Here is a 22,036-nt window from a genome sequence, read left to right on the forward strand (position 1 = left end):
AGGAGGAATATACATATGAAGGGTAATGAACTGCGTCAAGCATACTTGCAGTTTTTTGAAAGTAAAGGACATTTAAAATTAGATAGTTTTTCTCTTATACCAGAAAACGATCCGTCTTTGTTATTGATCGGGGCAGGTATGGCGCCATTGAAGCCTTTCTTTACAGGTAAATTGGTACCTCCTTGTCGTCGTATTACAACATGCCAAAAAAGTATGCGTACCGGTGACCTTGAAAACGTAGGGCGTACAGCACGGCATCATACATTCTTTGAAATGTTGGGGAATTTCTCTTTCGGGGACTACTTTAAAAAAGAAGCTATTCATTGGGCGTGGGAGTTTTTAACTGAGGTTATTAAACTCGATAAAAATAGATTATATGTTACTGTATATCCAGATGACCAAGAGGCATATGATACATGGCATAATGATTGTGGTGTAGAAGAGAGCCATATCACGCGTCTCGAAGATAACTTCTGGGAAATTGGCGAAGGCCCATGTGGTCCAGATAGCGAAATCTTTTTTGATCAAGGTCCTGAACATGGTTGTGATGACCCTAATTGTGCGCCAGGCTGTGATTGCGATCGCTATCTTGAAATTTGGAACTTAGTGTTTACTCAATTCAATAAAATGCCAGATGGATCTTATGAACCATTACAACATAAAAACATCGATACAGGCGCCGGTCTTGAACGATTGGCTTCTGTATTACAAGGCTGTAAAACAAACTTTGAAACCGATTTGATTTTCCCAATCATCGAAGCCACTGCAAAACGCGCTGGTGTTACATATAACGAAGATCCAAATACAGATGTTTCTTTAAAAGTTATCGCTGACCACGCTCGTGCTGTCACTGCATTGATCTCCGATGGCGTACTGCCATCCAACGAAGGTCGCGGCTACGTATTGCGTCGTATTTTACGCCGTGCTGTACGTCATGGCCGTTTACTTGGTATTGAAGGTATCTTCTTAACACCACTTATTGATGTAGTTGTAGACATTCTTGGCCCTGGTATTACATCTATTGCTGAGAAACAAGACTTCGTTAAACGCGTGGTTCAAAACGAAGAAGAACGCTTTAACCAAACCTTGGAACAAGGTCTTGAGTTATTAAACTCCTTAATCGATACATTAGCCGCTGAAAAGGCAACTGTAGTTCCTAGTTCTGAAGTATTCAAACTATATGATACCTATGGATTCCCTTGGGAATTAACAGAGGAAATTGCTTCTGAACGTGGTTTTACAATCGACCATGAAGGCTTTGAAGCTGCTATGAAAGAGCAACGTGAACGCGCTCGTGAAGCCCGTGTTAAAGAAGATGCAAAGGTAGCAACACCGGATATTACATTCTTGAAAGACGAAGAACTTCTTGAGGACGAGGCTGTAGAAGCATCTTCTGTATTGATGATAGGTAAAGGTGCTGAACGTTTACAAACAGCTGCTGACGGTGATGAAATTACTATCATCGTACGTACGACTCCATTCCATGCAGAAGGGGGCGGACAATTAGGCGATACAGGCTTTATTGTAGGCTCAATGGGTAAAGTAGAGGTTCATAACACTAAACGTTTACCAGAAGGCACTGTATACCATATCGGTACTGTTGTAGAAGGCTCCATCTCTGAAGGCGACGATGTCACTCTTGAAGTGGATACAAATCGCCGTGCAGCAATGGCTCGCAATCATACAGCGACCCACTTGTTACATGCTGCTTTGAAACAAATCTTAGGTGAGCATGTAAACCAAGCAGGTTCTTTAGTAACTCCAGATTACTTGCGTTTCGACTTCACCCATTTCTCCCCTGTAACGCAAGAGGAACTTGATCAAATCGAAGCACTTGTAAACGAAGAGATACTTAAAGCAACTGATCTTGCCATTGCTGAAATGTCCATGGATGAAGCAAAAGCAAAAGGTGCTATGGCGCTTTTCGGTGATAAATATGGCGATGTGGTTCGCGTTGTTGAGGTCCCAGGATTCTCCGTTGAATTGTGTGGTGGGTCCCACGTAGGAAATACCGCATTCATTGGCTCTTTCCGCTTAACATCTGAAGCTGGTATCGGTTCTGGTGTACGTCGTATCGAAGCTATTACTGGTCGTGCAGCTCTTGATGCAGCAAAACAAGATCGTTTGACTATTGAACGCATGGCAAGCGAGCTTAAAACTAAATCCCCTCAAATAGAAGAACGCTTACACCAAGTATTGACGGAAGCTAAAGACACAGCAAAAGAATTAGAACAAATTCGTAAAGAGGTTTCTGCTGCGGGTGCTGCCGACATTATTGCTGGTAAAGTTGTAGTAGGTGATGTAGAGTTTGTAGGGGCTGCTGTAAAAGCATTTTCTATTGATGAATTACGAGATTTAGCTGATATGGGTCTTGATAAATTAAATGGCTCTGGCGTAGTACTCGTAGGTGCTATTATGGGCGATGATAAGGTAAACTTTGTATGTAAAGTATCCAAAGATGTCGTTGCTAAAGGTGCAAAAGCTGGTAATATCGTTAAAGCGGCTGCTCAAGTAGCTGGTGGTAATGGCGGTGGTCGTCCAGATATGGCACAAGCAGGTGGTAAAGAGCCAGCTAAATTGATGGAAGCATTAAAAGCTGGTGGTGAAGCCTTAAAATCTATGTTACAATAGGCATATAATTTTATAATTATACTTGTATCTGTTATAGAAATTTTTCATAATGCATAAAAAGTTACTGACTTTGTAGCTTTAATTCAAGTATAATAGTAGGTGAGATTTCACTTTTATGGTGAAATCTGCCGATGTAATAAAAAGGAGGGATACGATGAACGTTTCAGATGAAACCATGTTATTCCGTAAAGTAGACGATGAACCGATGACCGCTGAAGAGGTGCTTACGCGTGTTTATCAATCTATTCAAGAAAAAGGTTACAATCCAATTAATCAAATCTTAGGGTATCTAATCTCTGGAGACCCTGCGTACATAACAAGTTATAATAATGCGCGTTCCGATATCCGTCGTTTAGAGCGTGATGACTTGATTGAAGAATTGTTGAAAGAATACGCAAAGGCTAAACAACTATAATGAGAATTATGTCATTAGATGTAGGCAGCCGTACTATTGGTATTGCCTGTAGCGATGCACTGCTCATGACTGCACAAGGTATTGAAACCATTCGTAGAACATCTCTAGAAAAAGACTTTAATCGCTTACAAGAACTTATTTCTGAATATGAAGTACATGAACTTGTGGTAGGTATGCCGAAAAATATGAATGGTACAAAAGGTGAACGGGCTGAAAAGACTGAAGAATTCGTTGCAAAGATGAAGGAAGTCATCGATTTACCTGTTACATATTGGGATGAGCGGTTATCTACTGTTATGGCTGAACGTCAACTCATTGCGGCTGACGTGAGCCGTAAAAAGCGTAAATCCGTTATTGATAAAATGGCAGCGGTTGTAATTTTGCAAGGATATTTAGATCGCTTGCAGTTTAATAAATAAGTATTTTCTTTAAGGAGGGTTTCCAATGGTTGACCAAAATTTTGAAGGTGAAGTGTATTATTTGGAATTCGAAGACGAACATGGTAATAAACAATACTTCACAGAAGATGTTATCTTGAGTCATGAAGGTCAAGAGTATGCCGTTCTTGTGCATGTACAAGATGAAGATGCTGATCATGAAGGTCAAGATGACACATACATGATCTTGGCTCGCATCGAAACAAACGAAGAAGGCGTAGAAGAATACGTACCTTTGGATGAAGAAGATGAAAACTTTGAAACTCTAGTAAAATTGTATGAAGACATGGATGAAGACGAATAATCGTTTTTAGCATAAATTTAGCGTATTGTCAGTGGACAATGCGCTATTTTTATTTTGTTATACATTATCATTGTTGGACAAAGACTAGACTTCATTTATGCTAAAGGCATAACAAATTCACAAAATTAATATATTGCATAAAATGTAATAAGCGTAATCATTGCCCTTTTATATAGGGGAAATATAGAGTTTATGGTATAATGAATTGATATACTGTTATGTTACAGAAAGGAACTCAACAACGTGAGAAAAGCCTTAAGATATATTTTGATCCTAGTTATTGTAGGTATATTAATTATTGGTGGAGGCCTTGGTGCATTGTACTTTGTACCGAATACCTTTGCTCAAGATGATGGAACACAAGTAGTCGTTATAGAAAAAGGTCAAACTGGTACTGAAATTGCAGATATGCTTTTTGAAAGGGGGCTTATTCGCTCAACTCAAGGCTTTAAGCTTTGGTTATACTTGAGTGGTACCAATGATAAGCTTCAAACTGGCCATTATCAAATACCTAATAAGGTAACTGTGCACGAACTCATTTCTTTGTTACAAGAAGGTCATGTAGAATCTATTCGTGTTACAATTCCTGAAGGCTATACAGTTGGGGATATCGCTATCGTTCTTGAAAAGAATCAAATCATGAAGGCGAAGGACTTCTTGGCTGAAGCTAAAACTTATGTACCATACCCATACATGAAAGGCACAAAACCTGCTACATATCCTGTAGAAGGCTTCTTGTTCCCAAGTACGTATGAAATCCCCGTAGGGGCTACACCTCGTGATGTTATTCAAATGATGGCTGATGAAATGAATCGTTATCTCACACCAGCTGTGAAGAAACAAATTCAAGCTCAACATATGAGTATTCATGACTTTGTAACTTTGGCGTCTATCGTTGAACGAGAGTCGTTATTTGATGCAGACCGTCCAACCATTGCAGGGGTATTCAAAAAGCGTCTAGCTCATGGTATTCCATTGCAATCTGATGCGACTATTTCCTATGTACTTGGTTATGCAAAGGAAAATGTAACGATTGGTGATACACAATTGCAAAGCCCATATAATACATATGTATCTAAAGGTTTACCACCAGGACCAATTGCAAACCCTGGTAAAAAAGCTTTAGATGCAGTATTACACTCTGAAAATACAGATTATTTATACTTCGTAGCAGATAAAGAGGGGCATAATCACTTCTCTAAATCATACGAAGAACATTTAGCAGAGGTTAATAAAATTTATGGCGCTGACACAGTAAAAAATTCTTCTGCTAATACTGAAGTAGCTGCACAAGCTGGTCCTAACTATGACGTAGCAGTAGCGACTACAGAGCCTAATTATAATTATAGTTCTGCAGAAGCAGTGGAAGCAGATTCTCAATATGTTGATGTAGAACCTAGTTATAAATACACACCAACTACAGTTCCAGCGGCTGAGGTCCCAGATCCTGTACCAGGTTCAACACAAAATCAATCATCGACGCAAGTTACGCCAACTGCTCCATCCTATGGAAATAATACAAATACCAATACGTATGTACCAACGACGACACCTGTACCTGAATCGATGCAGAACGTTATTCCTAATGCACAACAAGCACCACAAATTCAGGTAGAATCTGCAAATCCGGCTGAACGCTCTACGTTGGTAGTTCCTAGTGGTACTAACAATAGATAATGTAGGAGATTTAATCTACTTTCATGACATTAAATGATATTTTAAATGAACAGCGTATTTACGCGATGATTAATGATGTGCCGATTTTACGAGAATCTGAGGTTCATCTATTTGAAGAATTAATAGGTTTATACCGGCCCACCTCTGTGTTAGAGGTGGGCACAGCCATTGGTTACTCCGCTTTGTTGATGGCACCATTACTCGATGAAGAGGAAGGGCATATTACCTCCATTGAATTGGATGATGTGCGCTATGAAATGGCAAAATACTATATTAACCAATCCGATTATACCGATAAAATTACATTGCTGAAAGGCGATGCGTCTCAAGTCTTAACGGAACTCACAGGCGAATACGATCTAGTGTTTTTAGATGGACCAAAGGGGCAATATTTAAAACAACTTGAACTTATTCTGCCACATGTGAAAGAAGGGGGCGTCATTCTTGCAGATAATGTACTCTTTAGAGGCTATGTAAGGGGCGATAAGGAACCGCCAAAACGGTTCAAAACTATCGTAAAACGGTTACAAGAATACTTAACATATGTTGAAAATAAAGAATTGTTTAACACCACCATTTATCCCATGGGTGATGGTATGAGTGTGAGTGTGTGGAAAGGGCACAACAAATAATGGCAGAACATTTTATGGAATTGCTTTGTCCTGCAGGTAATATGGACAAGCTTAAAATGGCTATTCGCTATGGTGCGGATGCCGTATATTGCGCAGGTAAACGTTTTGGCTTGCGCGCAGGTAACTCTAATTTCTCCGATGAGGAATTAAAGGAAGCTGTAGAATTTGTACATGCGCATGGCAAAAAGATTCATGTTACATGTAATATCATTCCTCACAACGAGGACTTTGAAGGTTTAGAAGACTATTTGAAATTCCTTGAAAGTATCGGTATTGATGCTATCATCGTTGCAGATATGGGAATTTTCAGCCTTGCTAAGCGCGTAGCTCCGGGTTTAGAGCTTCACGTAAGTACACAAGCTTCTACTACGAATTGGCATACAGTTCAGATGTGGAAAGAACTTGGTGCCACACGTGTTGTAGCGGCTCGCGAAGTATCCTTAGCAGACCTTAAAGAAATGAAGGACCATGTAGATATTGAAATTGAGTCCTTTGTACATGGTTCTATGTGTATCTCTTACTCCGGTCGCTGCTTATTGTCTAACTATATGACCGGTAATCGCGATGCTAACCGTGGTCAATGCTCTCAATCCTGTCGCTGGAAATATTCTCTTGTTGAATCTAATCGACCTGGTGAATATTATCCTATCGAAGAAGATGAACATGGTACGTATATCTTTAACTCTAAAGACTTGTGCTTGATTCACCGCATTCCAGATCTTTATGAAGCTGGTATTGATAGCCTTAAAATTGAAGGGCGTATGAAATCAGTTCACTATTGTGCCACAGTGGCAAAAGTATATCGTACAGCGATTGATACATACCTTAAAGAAGGTAAAGATTGGTATGTTCGTCCAGAATGGATTGCAGAATTAGAGAAGATTTCCCATCGTCCTTATACAGATGGCTTTGCAGAAGGTCGTCCTGATGAAACGGCTCAAAACTATGGTAAATCTACGAATACGCAGAGCCATGACTTCATCGGTTTAGTTATGGGCTACAACGAAGAAGAAAAATACGTTGATCTTGAACAACGTAATAACTTCAAGGTGGGCGATAAGGTAGAATTCTGCCAACCGAAAGGGGAACTCGTTGAAACTGTTATCGAAAAAATGACAGATGAAGATGGCAATCCTATCGATGTAGCACCTCACGCACAAATGAAAGTTCGCATCTATATGGATACCCCACTTGAACCGTACTCCATGATGCGCCGTGAGTGCAAACCTAAAGAGGCTGAATAGTTTATGAGTGGTACAGCCTTAGAGCCGAGTAAATCTATCGGCGCATTTCCAGATGTACCTGACTTAACCACCTCTGGAGAAGAAGCGTATGTGTACTTTCACATTGATTCTAAGCATACGAATTTCATTAATCGCATCATTGAAGGCTATGAATATTTAGGTGTTATGACCTCTGTAGATACGAGTGGGCGGTGCATGTTGCGCTGCACACCATCTACAAGGCCTTTGGCGCTTGAAGTATTAAGTAGTTTATCCGACTATGTCACTATAGAAGATAAAGTATAATTTTGATTGTAAATTGTATGAGGGAATTTTGTGACTATACTAGATTTACAATTATATTAAATGTATACGAATTGTAGAGAAATGAGAGTATATCTATGAAACAATCTATTTTGAAACGCACATTATTAACAGCTTGCCTTGGAGTATCTATGGCAGGTGTAGCTATGGCGGGTCCTGTAGGCCCTGTAATCATTCCTCAAGCAGGGGATGTGGTTGTTATCAACCATGGTCCTGATATGACTTTCACAGGGAATATCAATTTTGATGTGGAAAGCCAAACTAACAACAATTTACAAATTGGCTCTACTGTGATTCCTAATGTAGTATATGGTGCGGCATTCAATAAATCTGGTGCACCAGATACCATCATCCCAGCTCAAACCTATGTATATGTAGGTACAAAGGATGGGGCGAATGCTTTCACAGAAGCTAGCGATGCAGACAAAAAAGGTGCAAGTTGGAATGTGGAAACATTGAAGAAAACTAAATCTGGCGATGTACAATTGGCGAGCCGTGGCGTTCCTGAAAAACCGTTGGCTAATCAAGTGGCGACCATTAAAGATTCCATTATGCTTAGTGCTGTAGACCTCAGTACAACAGAGGTGGGACGCAATAGCAAGGGCGTTTTATACATGACCGTTCCTAAGGAATTGAAATTGACTGCTGACACAGGTATTCCTGATGATGTACGCGAAACGATGCCAGCCATGTTCCGCGGCAAGATGGGTGATTCCCTCATGGTAAACCTCATGCCTCTAAATGAAGAAGAGAAGCAACAATTAGCGGCAAATCCTCATAATGCAAATGCAATCGTATTCAACCGTGGTATGAACATGGCAAAAATGATCGGTTCCTCTGCGCGTACAAGTAAGGTGTACACATACATGAAGGACCATTATTTGAACCTTGTTATCGTAGCGAAAGATTACGATGATAACGGTGCTCGCGGTAGCGGTGTTATGATGGTATCTAAACAAGATAATTCTAATGACGTGCTCTTAACACTTTACAAAGGTCCAGACCTTTCCACTAGCAAATTGGAAAAAGTAATTGGCGCTATGTTGTCTACAAACTTCAAACGTTAATAGAGCTAGCAAAATTTTCAAAGGTTAATAGATCTTACAAAACGGCTCGATACATTCGGGCCGTTATTTTTAATGTATAGAATTTATAAAATTTCCAGTTAAACTGTATTGAATTTTTTAATTCTCTATGATACTATAATCTAGTAAAAGTGATGCAAAGGACATGATTCTTTTATCCCTGTGTACCAGAGAGAGGCAGATGCTGGAAATGCCTTACACATATATTAGAGTTACCCCCTTTAAACTGATTTGTCGAACCTAAGTAGGCAAGTACGGCCGCCACCGTTATCGGGCTTAATGAAGTGAATTAACTATACACATATATTCGTATAGGTAGTTAACTAGGGTGGAACCGCGAATGATCTTCGTCCCTTGTTTGTAGGGATAGAGGGTCTTTTTTTATTACTCAATTTCTTCAAGATATTTACTCACTACATATGTATTGGTGGTATGTGAGCATTTTGGGGACAGTGAAAATCGATGCTATCCTACTTTATAAATTGGAGGAAAGAAAAATGGCAGATGTAAAAATCATTTTACCTGATGGTAGTGCGAAGGAATACGCTGTTGGCACTACTCTTGGGGAAGCAGTAAAACAACTATCTAACAGCTTGGCTAAAAAAGTACTAGCTGCAAACGTAAATGGCGAATTAACAGACCTTCGCGAAGAACTTGTAGATGGTTCTGAAGTAGCATTCTTAACATTCGAAGAAGATGGTGGTAAACATACATTGCGCCACACAGCTTCTCATATCTTGGCTCAAGCTGTCAAACGTTTATGGCCTGAAGCTAAATTGGCTATTGGACCAGCTATCGACAAAGGTTTCTACTATGATATCGATATGGAACATACTTTGACTCCTGAAGATTTGGGTAAAATCGAAAAGGAAATGAGCCGTATTGTAAAAGAAAATTTACCGATTACTAAATCCGTTATGCCTCGTCAAGAAGCTATCGAATTCTTTAAAGTTAAAAATGAAGATTACAAGGTAGAATTGATTCAAGATCTTCCTGAAGATGCTGTAATCTCTTGCTATGCGCAAGGCGACTTCATCGATCTTTGTGCAGGTCCTCACGTGGCATCCACTGGTAAGGTAAAAGCTTTCAAATTACAAAGCATTGCAGGTGCATACTGGCGCGGCGATGAAAAGAACAAAATGTTGCAACGTATTTACGGTACAGCATTCGAGAAAAAAGAAGAACTTGATGCATACCTTCACTTGCTTGAAGAAGCAGCTAAACGCGACCACCGTAAGCTTGGTAAAGAACTTGGCTTGTTTGTTATCAAAGAAGAAGGTCCTGGTTTCCCATTCTTCTTGCCAAAAGGCATGGCTCTTCGCAACGAATTAGAAAACTTCTGGCGCGAAGTTCACCATGAATTTGAATACGAAGAAATCCGTACACCAATCATCTTGAACAAACAATTGTGGGAAACATCTGGTCACTGGTTCCATTACCGTGAAAATATGTACACTACAATCATCGACGAAGAAGAATATGCAATTAAACCTATGAACTGCCCAGGCGGTATCTTGGTTTACCAAAACGAAATGCACTCTTACCGTGACTTCCCATTGCGTTACGCTGAACTTGGTCTAGTTCACCGTCATGAATTATCTGGTGCATTACACGGCTTGTTCCGAGTACGTGCTTTCACACAAGACGATGCTCACGTATTCATGTTGCCATCTCAAATGCAATCTGAGTTGATGAAAGTTATCGAATTATTTGACCGTATCTATAGTCAATTCGGCTTGAAATATCATGTAGAATTGTCCACTAAACCTGATAATGCAATGGGTGATGACGCCATTTGGGAAGCAGCGACAGAAGCATTGCGTAATGCTATTGAAGCGAAAGGCATTCCATACGTAATCAACCCTGGCGACGGCGCATTCTACGGTCCTAAACTTGACTACCATATCGAAGACTCCTTGGGCCGTACATGGCAATGTGGTACTATTCAATTGGATATGAACTTGCCAGAACGTTTCCAAATTGAATATGTTGGTGAAGATGGTCAAAAACATCGCCCTATTATGATTCACCGTGCATGCTTCGGCTCCATGGAACGTTTTATCGGTATCTTAACTGAACACTATGCAGGTGCATTCCCAACATGGATGGCTCCTGTACAAGTTAAAATCTTGCCTATCTCTGAAAAACACGTTGAATATGCTAAGGACTTGGCAAAACAAATGCACCGTGACTATGTACGTGTGGAAGTAGACGATCGCAGCGAAAAAATCGGTTATAAAATCCGCCAAGCACAAATGGCAAAGGTTCCATACATGCTTGTTGTGGGTGATAAAGAGGTCGAAGAAGGCACAGTTAATGTTCGTAAACACGGTGGTGACGAATTGGGCTCCGTACCATTCGAAGAATTCTTCAATTCTATTAAAACTGAAATTAAAGAACGCAACTAATTATTTACTCTCCTAGTAATTATAATGTTATAAATCCCCCTCACATCTTGCACAATTTAAATTAGTCTGTATAATTTAATAGTGATGAGATTATAAGAGGGGGATTTTGTATTATATTCGCTTTAATTGTTACCTGTGAGTAGCGAAAGGAAATGACTATGAAAGAAGTAAATTCATACGGTTGGAAAGCTGTTATTGGGTCCTCTATTGGCTATGCCATGGATGGGTTTGATCTCTTGATTCTCGGCTTTATGTTGAGCTTAATTTCAGGGGACTTAGGTTTGACCACAGGTCAAGCAGGTTCCCTTGTGACGTGGACCTTGGTAGGTGCTGTAATTGGTGGTTTTATCTTTGGTACCTTGTCAGATAAGTTTGGCCGTGTTCGTGTGTTGACATGGACTATTGTATTATTCGCTGTATTCACTGGTCTATGTGCTTTTGCACAAGGGTATTGGGATCTTCTCATATATCGTACAATTGCCGGTATCGGCTTAGGCGGTGAATTCGGTATTGGTATGGCCTTAGCAGCTGAAGCATGGCCTGCACAACACCGTGCAAAAGCGACGAGCTATGTTGCCATCGGTTGGCAGTTAGGCGTATTGGCCGCAGCACTGTTAACGCCCGTATTACTCCCTTATATTGGCTGGCGTGGTATGTTCATGGTTGGCATTATTCCTGCCTTTGTAGCCTGGTTCTTTCGTGCGAAATTACATGAACCAGAAATCTTTGTTCAAAGTAAAGAAATTAAGGAACATTCCCATACGAACTCATTCAAGTTATTAGTAAAAGATGTAAGAACTACAAAGACATCTATAGGTGTTGCTATTTTAACATCTGTTCAAAACTTTGGTTACTACGGTATTATGATTTGGTTGCCTAACTTCTTGAGTAAGCAATTAGGGTTTTCTCTTACAAAATCGGGTTTGTGGACTGCCGTAACTGTATGTGGTATGATGGTCGGCATTTGGTTATTCGGACGATTGGCTGATAAAATTGGTCGTAAACCGACATTTATTTTGTTCCAAGTATGTGCTGTGGTATCTATCTTGATTTACTCTCAACTATCTGATCCAACAGCTATGCTATTTGCCGGTGCTATTTTAGGGGCCTCCGTAAATGGTATGATGGGTGGCTATGGTGCCTTGATGGCGGAAGCATATCCAACAAGTGCTCGTGCAACAGCTCAAAATGTATTATTTAACATTGGTCGTGCTGTAGGTGGCTTTAGCCCAATGGTAGTAGGCATGATCATCTCACTGTACTCCTACCAAGTGGCAATCGCTTTCCTCGCGATTATCTATGTAATCGATATTTTAGCAACAGTATTCTTAATTCCTGAACTAAAAGGTAAGGAATTAGAATAAATAAATAATTTTGAAAGCTTTACATTGAAAAGAACATAGACGTTTTATATTGAAACGCATATAAAAATCAAGAGGCTCTGTCATAAGACAGAGCCTTTTATAGTATGTTTAATTTAAAATATTAGAATTATCTAGAATATTTGGTCTATTTAGAATATTTAGACTTAAGCAATTCCGATCCAGTGCCAGTATGTAAGTGCAAATACGAGCATTATTACATATCCAATAATTGTTAATGGAATACCTGTAGTCATAAATGTTTTTACGTCGAATGTATCTGTACCATAAGCTACCATGCCTTGTGGTGAGTTTACTGGTAATACTAAACCGAAGCAGATTGCATATTGCATGAGCATTGTTACGCCAAGTGGATTAAGTCCTTCTGCGTTATGTCCTACTACAATAGAAATTACAATAGGAATCATGGCAGAGGAGAGGGCAGTGGCCGATGCAAAGCCTAGGTGAATCATAATAAGGAATGCAGCCATTACGGCAATTAAGATGAACACGCTAGCGCTTTCAAGGGAGAAGGCATTGACGAATACTTGAGCAAGCCAAGTAGCTGCTTTTGTTTTAAGCAATACAGAGCCAAGACCGATACCAGCACCAAACATAACGATGGAACCCCAGTCGATGTTTGGCTGTGCAAATTTCCAGTCCATAATGCCAATTTTAGGGAAGAAGAATAAGGCAATTGCTATAATTGTAGTTGTTGTAGTATCGATGGTATGTAATTTACCTCCCGTTGCCCACAATGCTAATAAACCGATAGAGATGCATAATAGTTTCTTTTCATCAAATGTCATTGGACCGATTTCTTTACGCATTTTAGCGAGTTGTACATCACCGCCAACGAGTTCTTTAAACTCAGGTTTAATAAAAGCTTGCGTTACAAAGTAGGTAATGATAGCCATAATTATGGAGAACGGTGCAGCTGCTGTGAGCCAATCAATCCAACTTACAGATGTATTCATCTGTGTTTGCATAAACCCAACAGCTACGAGGTTTTGAGCGGCAGCTGTTTGAATCATAATATTCCAAAATGTATCTGCTTGTACGGCACCTACCATGAGTAGGGCTGCTACACGACTTTTACGTTCAATACCTAAGTTTTCAACGATACCGATAATAATTGGAGCAAGACAAGCGATACGAGCCGTTGCACTCGGTACAAAGAAGGCTAGAATAAGACCTGTAATAATAACACCTAAATAGATACGGCTTACCTTTGTGCCTACACTAGATAACACGAGCATGGCAATGCGACGATCGAGACCTGTTTTACGCATGGCTACAGAAATAAACATAGCGGCACCGACGAGAATCATCGCAGGAGAAGAATAACCTGAAATAATCAGTTTTAAGGCATTGGCTGTGCCCATAGCTTTCGCTGGCGCTTCTGGATTTGGAGAGAAGCCTAGTAATAAGGCCGTGAGCGCCGTAATCATGGTCGCACTTACCGGATAGGATACAGCCGATGTCATCCACAAGATGATAGCAAAGGCGAGGACACCAATCATGCGATGACCACCGGTAGATAATGGCTCTGGTGTTGGTAATAATAAAATGCTGCCTAAAACAATAAAGGCAAGAATAAGACCTATATTTTGAACTGTTGTACGCTCCTTTTGAGAAGGCGAACTAGTTGTTACACTCATAATAAAACCCCTTTCACTTTGTGTAATACCTATTACTGTATAATACCTAGTTAGATAATGTTTAGTTAGATAATGTTTAGTTAGATAATGTTTAGTTAGATAATACCTAGTTAGGTAGAATATATTATATATATTATTGTATCGTATTTTTTCTATAGAATTAATAATTATATTATAGAAATATTGTATACATAAAGGGGGATAGGTGTCAGTAAGTATACCTATATACAGAACTTATAATCTCTGTTATACTGTAAGAGTTGTAATAATAAATTGCTGAGAGCAACCTAAGATTGTTGTTGACTTTCACTATCTAATTTGTTATTATAATTAAGTAATTTATGAAGCAGAGGCCATCCGCCACTCACCTAATACCAAGAAGTATGAGGTTAATATAGAGAATTCTATTCGGATGGTGTTTGCCGTCCGTTTTTTTTTATTCTCTTGGAGGTGAACGCTATTAGCAAGGATACACCACGCATTAATGAAGAGATTCGTGCTCGTGAACTTCGTGTCGTAGGTCCTGAAAACGAACAAATCGGTATTATGTCTGGCCGTGAGGCTTTGGCATTGGCTGAAGAACAGCATCTTGATCTTGTGGAAATTGCACCTAACGCTAAACCACCAGTAGCTCGCATTATGAACTACGGTAAATATCGTTATGAACAACAAAAACGCGAGAAAGAAGCGAAGAAAAAACAAAAAATCGTAACTTTGAAAGAAGTCAAATTACGTCCACATATTGAAGACCATGACTTTTACGTAAAAATGAAAAATGCATCCAAATTCTTGGCTGAAGGTAACAAAGTAAAAGTAACCATTATGTTCCGCGGTCGTGAGCTTTCACACCCTGAACTCGGCATGGCGGTATTGACACGTTTTGCTGATGAACTCAAAGAAACGGCGTCTATTGAAAAAGCAGCTAAGTTAGAAGGTCGTAACATGACCATGATTTTAGTAAGTAAATAAGGTATTGGGAGGATTATATTATGCCAAAAATTAAAACTCGTCGCGCAGCGGCTAAACGTTTCGCAGTAACTGGTACTGGTGAATTCAAGCGTGCGAAAGCTTTCAAAAGCCACATTCTTGAGAAGAAATCTCCAGCTCGTAAACGTAATTTACGTAAAGCTACATTGGTTGCAAAAGCTGACCACAAACGCGTAGCTAAATGCTTACCATACGCTTAATCGTTAACTATTAGATCGATACATCGTAATTTAGGAGGAATATACAATGGCAAGAGTGAAAAAGGGCGTTACAGCTCATGCACGTCATAAAAAGATTTTAAAATTAGCTAAAGGTTACCGTGGTACACGTTCCCGTTTGTTCAAAAAAGCTAACGAAACAGTAATGAAAGCGTTGTACTACGCTCGTCGTGACCGTCGTGCGAAAAAACGCGAATTCCGTCAATTGTGGATCGCTCGTATCAACGCAGCGGCTCGCATCAACGGTACAACTTACAGTCGTTTCATCGCTGGTTTAGCTAAAGCAGGCGTTGAAGTTAACCGTAAAATGTTGGCTGACTTGGCAGTTAACGATGCAGCAGCATTCGCTAAACTTGTTGAAGTAGCTAAAAACGCTTAATAGCATAACCATATATATATTGAGGACTCTCTTTGGAGGGTCCTTTTTTATGTGGTGAAAGTAATAGATTATCAATACTTTTATAATATGATATTCTATACATATAATGTGTGTGATAATATTAAAAGAGAGGATTTAAATTAATGAAAAAGTTATTTTCTATGTTATTGTTAGTATGTATAGTAATACCATTACAAATTCAAGCTATATCGATGGAAGCTATTAAAAATGATAAGAATAATATTCCTATTCTTACAGGGAAAAATGCCATTACGTATTTTGTAGACAAGAGTTCTATTAAAAGAATAGAAGAGAACCAGTTTATTTATAAAGCACAGGCAGTTGTATATGAGGTTGAAAATAATAATAGTCGTAGAACTAACTCATATATTCACAAGGTTTTAGTTACTTATCGTTATAATATAAACCATTCTGTAGCCAGCGTATTACGTACTCCACAGTATGCACAAGACTATTCACTCCTCATATATGCTAAACAAGCTAGCTCTGGTATGAAATTAACGATAAATAGTGTGGAAGATTTTAATTATGAAGGTGTGGCTTTGGGGAATTTCGGTAATATTCCACAACAATATGTTGATGTAGCTTTGCGTGATCCTAAATATGTTGTAGGTAACTATATCTTTAAAGAAGCTTATGGTACAGCTTTTGAAAATATGGCTCTTCATAAGAAATAAGATAAATGAGTTTATGGAAGTAGCTAAAAACGCTTAATAGCATAATAATACAGATTAAGGACTCTCTTTGGAGGGTCCTTTTTTGTATGGTGAAAGTATGATATAGCTACATTTATATTTTAGTGTAAAATACTAAATCGTTTTAGCTGTTTTATAAAGTGAAATAAACTATCAAAAAAGTAAAATATAAAAGAGGAGTTTTATTATAGCTTGTAGAACTAACATAGTAATAAACCTATTTAAGGTGCTTGTAAAAGGAGACATTATTATGGGAATCTTTAAAAAGCTATGTATGACCTCTATGTTAGGTGTTATGTTAACTGTACCAACGTATGCAACTGTTGTTACAGGCAGTCAATCAGATGTAAATTTAGATTTAAAGTATCCTTTAGTTTATACAGATCATGCTTATGCTCAAAGAGTTATTAATACAGATATTGCAAATTATGTACTCGAAGCAAAGGATATGTATTACAACCAACATATTTATCAAGTTTCTCAAAACTATAAGGTTACCTATGAGGATAGTCAAGTTGTTTCAATCCTACTAACTACCTATTATTACTACGCCGGAGCTGCTCATGGTATGTATAATACAAGAGGTCTTGTATATAATAAAGTAACAGGTCAACGCATTCCATTATATAACTATATAAAAATTGCGAATGCAGCACAATTGGATAACGGCTTACGATCCCATGTATTAAGTTATTATACAGGTAATCATACAAAGAGCTATATTCCAAGTGGATGGAGTGTAAAATATGTAACCGATAACTATTGCTTACGTGGTAAGGGGAACATTGATCTAGTTTACCAACCATATGAACTAGGACCGTACGCAGCTGGTAATACCTATATTGGTTTTACACCAAAAGCCATTGAATACTTTAACAGAATGAACTCCTGATAAAAGTATGTTGCTATATTGATCCTAACTGTATTTTGATGAATTAAATAGTATTCTTGTAATATACGACAAAAGCCTATAGTACATTTTTAGTACTATAGGCCTTTATCGTATTTACCATATTATCTTCTAAATCCGCCGCATCCTCTAGTATTAGAGTTTGGACCGCAATAATTTTGGTTGTTATTGGTGCCTGGTGCATAGTTAGTATTGTTCGTATTGTTATCGGAGTTGTATTGTGTGTTAGTGTTGCAATTGTACTGAGAGTTATTGCATACATAATCGTAAGCAAATCCAGTAGATACAACAGCGGTTACGGCTAAAGCAGTCATGATGAGTATACGTTTTGTAAATTTCATAGTAATTACCTCCTTGTTCCTATATTTATATTATACTACTATGAGTCAAATAAAATATGATATTCTATATATATAATATTGGGGAGACATTATGTGAAAGGATGAGAGTTTATGATGAAACGTGCGTTAATGGCTACACTATGTTTTAGTTTTGTGACATTAGGTAGCCAAGCAATTGATATTAATATACCAGGTGCGGATCCTACAATATCGAAGGATGCATATCAGAATTATCGTAAGACTGGTAATGAAGTCCAAAAGACTGAAAATATTATAGCTAATCAGATACGAGATGAATATAACAATAATGGGTCTAAAAAATGGACACTAGATGAGTTGTTATACTTTACTAAGGAATTGTATCATTCCACAAAACAGTCTTCTTCTGTTTTTATTCTTAAGGATAATGGGGCAAATATTAAATTTACTGTACCAGAGAGTAGCCAATTTGGTAAAACTATAAAAGGGGACCCATTAACTACAGATGTTCAAAAAGGAAATTTCCGCTTAATTGAAGGAAATATACATTATACTATTCGTAAGAGTGGTGAAAGCCAAGCTAAGGAAAATTCGTTCTCGTATCCTACTGTTAGAAATGCTACATGGGAGATTGGGCAGACTAAAAGTGGAGCTTTAGAAGGGGCCATTAACTTTGGTGTAAAGTCCGATCCTTTGATGTCTTATCATATTAGTTATGATTTGATTAAGAAAAAGGAACTAGAACTATTAAAGACACATGATCAGGAGTATGTGTATAAAGAGCTAATGTCACCATTAGTTAATTATGTACTACCTTCAATTGAACCAGCAAAACAAATACTTTCAAAAACTAAACCCATAACTATTAATGGATTTACTTTTCAAACTTTAAAATCAAGTGATTTGGCCTATCATGGCCCTGATAATGATGCAATTTATATCTATGATGGTAAAAAATATCGTGAAGGTATTATGGTGAGAGAATTAAAACCGGAAGAGTTGGCTAATCGTCATCAAATTAATTATAAATTGATACGATTCTTCATTATGTATAAGCCATATTCTGATTTCAAGCCAATTCAATATGCAACGGTTTGGAATGATGCCACTCCTGCTATCTATATGGAAGTAGAACGATCTATATCTAGAATGTACATTCAATCACTATATGATGATAAATACTTATATACTCACTTTATAATGGCCGATTTAGATTATAAAACACCATCAAAAGACTTACGCGATATAGTTCAATATGTGGACAATGCAAATGACAAAGATAAATATGCTAAAAGCCAAGCTGGGATGGGAGCTATGCCTAAAGGTATATATGAAAAATCATTTGGAAAATAAGGGAAATAGTCAATCTCATATATAATCTTGACTTGATTCTAAATTTAATTTATGAAAATATATATGTAAGCTTTACCACATATAAACACTATTACTCTAGTAAAGTGTTTATATGTGGCATTTTTTGTAGTAGAATAAAATTAATTACTATGAATAAATCATGAAAAATTAGGAGATATTATGGGTGCCGAATTAAATCAAAAATTATTTAGTGCTGCTGATAGTTTACGCGGTAAGATGAGTGCTGATCAATATAAAGATTATCTTTTAGGGCTAATTTTTTATAAATATTTATCTGATAAATTATTAGAGTCTACAGTTGTAAAAGCTTATAAATCCCTTGATGAATATAATACAGTAGCAAAGCAAACAGAACTGTATAAATCTTATATTTTAAATGATAAAAGCAAAGCGTTTTTTATTGCGACTATGTCAGATACGTTAGGGTATCATATAGAACCACAATATCTTTTTAGTGAGCTTGCTAATTCTGTTAAGGATAACTCTTTTGAATTGGTTCATTTGAGAAATGCTTTTGTACGATTGGAAACGGCATACAAACAATTCGAAGGTCTATTTGATGATATTGATTTAGATTCAAAACAACTTGGTGTAGATGCAAATCAACGAAATATTACCATTAGTGAAGTTATTAAAAAACTAGATGAAGTTGATGTGTTAGGTCATGATGGTGATGTGATTGGTGATGCATATGAATATCTGATTGGTGAATTTGCTGCTGGCTCAGGTAAAAAAGCAGGTGAGTTTTACACCCCCCAACAAGTATCTAATATGATGGCTCAAATTGTAACAATTGGACAAGAGGATACACCATCGTTTACTGTATACGACCCTACAATGGGTTCTGGTTCATTGATGCTAAATGTACGTAAGTATTTAAATAATCCGGATCGTGTACAATACCATGGACAAGAACTTAACGTAACTACATATAATCTTGCACGCATGAATCTTATTCTTCATGAAGTAAATGCTGAAGATCAACGTCTACATAATGGGGATACACTAAATAAAGACTGGCCGACAGATGAGCCGTATATGTTTGATTCTGTAGTTATGAATCCTCCATACTCTGCAAAGTGGTCTGCAGATTCTACATTTATGGATGATGCACGTTTTAATCGTTATGGAAAGTTAGCACCTAAATCTAAAGCTGACTTTGCTTTTCTCTTACATGGCTTTTATCATTTAAAAACATCTGGTACCATGGCAATTGTTTTGCCACATGGTGTTTTATTTAGAGGGGCAGCAGAAGGTACAATTCGAAAAAAACTATTAGAAGATGGAAGTATTTATGCGGTGATTGGGATGCCTGCAAATCTATTTTTTGGAACATCCATACCGACTACTGTAATTATTCTTAAAAAGAATCGACCAGGACGAGATGTGTTATTCATTGATGCAAGTAATGATTTCACAAAATTCAAAAATCAGAATAAATTGGAACCAGAGCATATAAAACGTATTGTTGATACATATAAAAGTCGTGAAAGCATTGAAAAGTACTCTTATTTAGCACCATTTGAAGAAATTAAAGAAAATGATTTTAACCTAAATATTCCACGCTATGTTGATACATTCGAAGAAGAAGCTCCTATTGACATGGTTGTACTTGGCAAAGAGCTGAATGCTATTAAAGAAGAAGAAGCAAAATTAGAAAAAGAAATTTATGATATGCTTCTTCAGTTAGACTGTACTGATGAAGATAAAGATTGGTTAAATGGTGTACTTGAGGTATTTAATTATGGCAAATAAACCAAGAATACGATTTAGGGGATTTACTGAAGATTGGGAACAGCGTAAGTTTTCAGATATTACATATTTATCAGGTATAAAAAATAAAGAAAACAAACCCTATGAGAGCTATTCAATTTCTAATGAGTTTGGTTTTATTCCTCAGGATGAACAATTTGAGAATGGTGGAACAATGAAAACTGCTGATAAAAGCATGTATTATATTGTAAGTCAAAACTCTTTTGCTTATAATCCGGCCAGAATTAATGTTGGATCAATTGGTTATTATGATAAGCCTAATAATGTTATTGTTAGTTCATTGTATGAGGTTTTTAAGACTACAGATATAGTCAATGATAAATTCTTATGGCACTGGTTTAAATCAAATCAATTTAATCGTTTGATTGAGAAGTACCAAGAGGGTGGCGTTAGATTATATTTCTACTATGATAAGTTGTGTAAGGGTACCATAGATTTACCTACTATTAATGAGCAAAATAAAATTTCTAATCTACTTTATAGTTTAGATTTGTATATTACCCTTCATCAGTGTAAGCTTAAAAAACTCAATTTAGCTAAAAAATCATTGTTACAAAAATTATTTCCAAGAAATGGAAGTCAAATTCCAGGGGTTAGATTTAAAGGGTTTACTGATGCTTGGGAACAGCGTAAGCTAGATGATATTGCCAAAATAAAAACTGGTGGAGGAACTCCTAAAACAGCTAATCCTGAATATTGGAGTGGTAATATACCTTGGATACAGTCATCAGATTTAGTTGAAGGTGATATTGTGCATGTTAATATAAATAAATTTATTAACAATAATGCGTTAAAGAATTCAGCAGCTAAATTGATCTCTCGTGATTCAATTGCTTTAGTTACGAGAGTGGGTGTTGGTAAAGTTGCAGTAATAAATCAAGATTTTACTACTAGTCAAGATTTTTTGTCTTTGAGTGATTTTGATGGAAGTGATATTAAATTTCTTGCATATCAACTATATCGATTAATGCAAGAAAATGCCAAAGTACTTCAAGGAACATCAATAAAAGGGATTACAAAAACTGAATTAATTGAACAAAGTATATCGATACCTAGCTCGGGCCAAGAACAAAACCTGATTTCCGCTGTATTATCAAAAATAGATAGTATTATTACCCTTCATCAGCGTAAGTTAGAAAGGTTACAAGAAGTAAAAAAAGGCTTGCTTCAAAAAATGTTTGTATAGAATTACAGGGATAAC

General features: G+C 37.4%; 21 protein-coding genes and 1 other annotated feature. Of the genes, 19 read left to right on the plus strand and 2 right to left on the minus strand.

Translation table 11 applies throughout. The features are described 5' to 3' along the window. The first annotated feature begins 15 nt into the window (after positions 1 to 15). The 11 genes from alaS to E6X37_RS00925 all read left to right on the plus strand — a co-directional run bounded on the left by alaS (position 16) and on the right by E6X37_RS00925 (position 12,500). A complete protein-coding gene (alaS, locus tag E6X37_RS00875; RefSeq protein WP_287511125.1) occupies positions 16 to 2,631 on the plus strand; it encodes an alanine--tRNA ligase in 2,616 nt (871 codons plus the stop codon). A gap of 154 nt (positions 2,632 to 2,785) precedes the next feature. Continuing rightward, a complete protein-coding gene (locus tag E6X37_RS00880; RefSeq protein ID WP_004696366.1) occupies positions 2,786 to 3,046 on the plus strand; it encodes an IreB family regulatory phosphoprotein in 261 nt (86 codons plus the stop codon). Next, entirely contained in the window at positions 3,046 to 3,465 is a 420-nt protein-coding gene (gene ruvX / locus E6X37_RS00885) for a Holliday junction resolvase RuvX (RefSeq protein WP_004696363.1), read from the plus strand. Before E6X37_RS00880 ends, ruvX begins: the two co-directional genes overlap by 1 nt. A gap of 25 nt (positions 3,466 to 3,490) precedes the next feature. After that, positions 3,491 to 3,787 (plus strand): DUF1292 domain-containing protein, encoded by a 297-nt coding sequence (locus E6X37_RS00890; RefSeq protein WP_008601328.1) that lies wholly within the window; start codon positions 3,491 to 3,493, stop codon positions 3,785 to 3,787. A gap of 243 nt (positions 3,788 to 4,030) precedes the next feature. After that, positions 4,031 to 5,464: an endolytic transglycosylase MltG gene (mltG, locus tag E6X37_RS00895; RefSeq protein ID WP_316055518.1), complete on the plus strand. Its 1,434-nt coding sequence runs from the start codon at positions 4,031 to 4,033 to the stop codon at positions 5,462 to 5,464. A gap of 23 nt (positions 5,465 to 5,487) precedes the next feature. Further along, positions 5,488 to 6,096: an O-methyltransferase gene (locus E6X37_RS00900; RefSeq protein ID WP_287511128.1), complete on the plus strand. Its 609-nt coding sequence runs from the start codon at positions 5,488 to 5,490 to the stop codon at positions 6,094 to 6,096. Then, positions 6,096 to 7,340 (plus strand): peptidase U32 family protein, encoded by a 1,245-nt coding sequence (locus tag E6X37_RS00905; RefSeq protein WP_287511129.1) that lies wholly within the window; start codon positions 6,096 to 6,098, stop codon positions 7,338 to 7,340. Before E6X37_RS00900 ends, E6X37_RS00905 begins: the two co-directional genes overlap by 1 nt. Before the next feature lie 3 nt (positions 7,341 to 7,343). Continuing rightward, the gene (locus tag E6X37_RS00910) at positions 7,344 to 7,625 is read left to right on the plus strand and encodes a DUF4911 domain-containing protein (protein WP_287511131.1); all 282 of its coding nucleotides are present in this window, start codon (positions 7,344 to 7,346) and stop codon (positions 7,623 to 7,625) included. A gap of 95 nt (positions 7,626 to 7,720) precedes the next feature. Beyond that, positions 7,721 to 8,710 (plus strand): hypothetical protein, encoded by a 990-nt coding sequence (locus E6X37_RS00915; protein WP_077708549.1) that lies wholly within the window; start codon positions 7,721 to 7,723, stop codon positions 8,708 to 8,710. Between the two features lie 143 nt (positions 8,711 to 8,853). After that, positions 8,854 to 9,086 (plus strand) — a binding site (T-box leader). Between the two features lie 139 nt (positions 9,087 to 9,225). Beyond that, a complete protein-coding gene (gene thrS, locus E6X37_RS00920; RefSeq protein ID WP_316689370.1) occupies positions 9,226 to 11,136 on the plus strand; it encodes a threonine--tRNA ligase in 1,911 nt (636 codons plus the stop codon). Positions 11,137 to 11,294: 158 nt separating this feature from the next. Continuing rightward, on the plus strand, positions 11,295 to 12,500 hold the full coding sequence (locus E6X37_RS00925) for an MFS transporter (protein WP_315307279.1): 1,206 nt from the start codon (positions 11,295 to 11,297) through the stop codon (positions 12,498 to 12,500). 164 nt (positions 12,501 to 12,664) lie between these two features. On the opposite strand, the gene E6X37_RS00930 is transcribed toward E6X37_RS00925, so the two are convergent. Next, entirely contained in the window at positions 12,665 to 14,158 is a 1,494-nt protein-coding gene (locus tag E6X37_RS00930; protein ID WP_316689372.1) for a DASS family sodium-coupled anion symporter, read from the minus strand. A 450-nt stretch (positions 14,159 to 14,608) separates the two neighbouring features. Between E6X37_RS00930 and infC the strand changes: the two genes are divergently transcribed. The 5 genes from infC to E6X37_RS00955 all read left to right on the plus strand — a co-directional run bounded on the left by infC (position 14,609) and on the right by E6X37_RS00955 (position 17,350). Then, positions 14,609 to 15,127: a translation initiation factor IF-3 gene (gene infC / locus E6X37_RS00935; protein ID WP_008601314.1), complete on the plus strand. Its 519-nt coding sequence runs from the start codon at positions 14,609 to 14,611 to the stop codon at positions 15,125 to 15,127. Positions 15,128 to 15,147: 20 nt separating this feature from the next. Further along, complete coding sequence (gene rpmI / locus E6X37_RS00940; RefSeq protein ID WP_004696338.1) at positions 15,148 to 15,345, plus strand: 50S ribosomal protein L35; 198 nt, start codon at positions 15,148 to 15,150, stop codon at positions 15,343 to 15,345. A gap of 46 nt (positions 15,346 to 15,391) precedes the next feature. Continuing rightward, a complete protein-coding gene (rplT, locus tag E6X37_RS00945) occupies positions 15,392 to 15,742 on the plus strand; it encodes a 50S ribosomal protein L20 (protein ID WP_004696335.1) in 351 nt (116 codons plus the stop codon). Positions 15,743 to 15,885: 143 nt separating this feature from the next. After that, positions 15,886 to 16,440: a hypothetical protein gene (locus E6X37_RS00950; protein ID WP_316073566.1), complete on the plus strand. Its 555-nt coding sequence runs from the start codon at positions 15,886 to 15,888 to the stop codon at positions 16,438 to 16,440. Positions 16,441 to 16,708: 268 nt separating this feature from the next. Further along, positions 16,709 to 17,350 carry a PdaC/SigV domain-containing protein gene (locus tag E6X37_RS00955; protein ID WP_227037082.1) on the plus strand — a complete coding sequence of 214 codons (642 nt, stop codon included), beginning with the start codon at positions 16,709 to 16,711 and terminating at the stop codon, positions 17,348 to 17,350. A 122-nt stretch (positions 17,351 to 17,472) separates the two neighbouring features. Here the strand turns inward: E6X37_RS00955 and E6X37_RS00960 are convergent, their stop codons facing one another. Next, positions 17,473 to 17,709, minus strand: a complete 237-nt coding sequence (locus E6X37_RS00960) for a hypothetical protein (RefSeq protein WP_038125447.1) — start codon at positions 17,707 to 17,709, stop codon at positions 17,473 to 17,475. A 111-nt stretch (positions 17,710 to 17,820) separates the two neighbouring features. Between E6X37_RS00960 and E6X37_RS00965 the strand changes: the two genes are divergently transcribed. The 3 genes from E6X37_RS00965 to E6X37_RS00975 all read left to right on the plus strand — a co-directional run bounded on the left by E6X37_RS00965 (position 17,821) and on the right by E6X37_RS00975 (position 22,021). Further along, entirely contained in the window at positions 17,821 to 19,041 is a 1,221-nt protein-coding gene (locus E6X37_RS00965) for a hypothetical protein (RefSeq protein ID WP_316689373.1), read from the plus strand. 180 nt (positions 19,042 to 19,221) lie between these two features. Beyond that, on the plus strand, positions 19,222 to 20,817 hold the full coding sequence (locus E6X37_RS00970) for a type I restriction-modification system subunit M (RefSeq protein ID WP_288327577.1): 1,596 nt from the start codon (positions 19,222 to 19,224) through the stop codon (positions 20,815 to 20,817). After that, positions 20,807 to 22,021, plus strand: coding sequence for a restriction endonuclease subunit S (locus tag E6X37_RS00975; RefSeq protein ID WP_316689375.1), 1,215 nt, complete (start codon positions 20,807 to 20,809; stop codon positions 22,019 to 22,021). Before E6X37_RS00970 ends, E6X37_RS00975 begins: the two co-directional genes overlap by 11 nt. Positions 22,022 to 22,036: the final 15 nt, after the last annotated feature.

The organism is Veillonella parvula, from assembly GCF_032550495.1.
Taxonomy (GTDB): Bacteria; Bacillota; Negativicutes; order Veillonellales; family Veillonellaceae; genus Veillonella; species Veillonella parvula_G.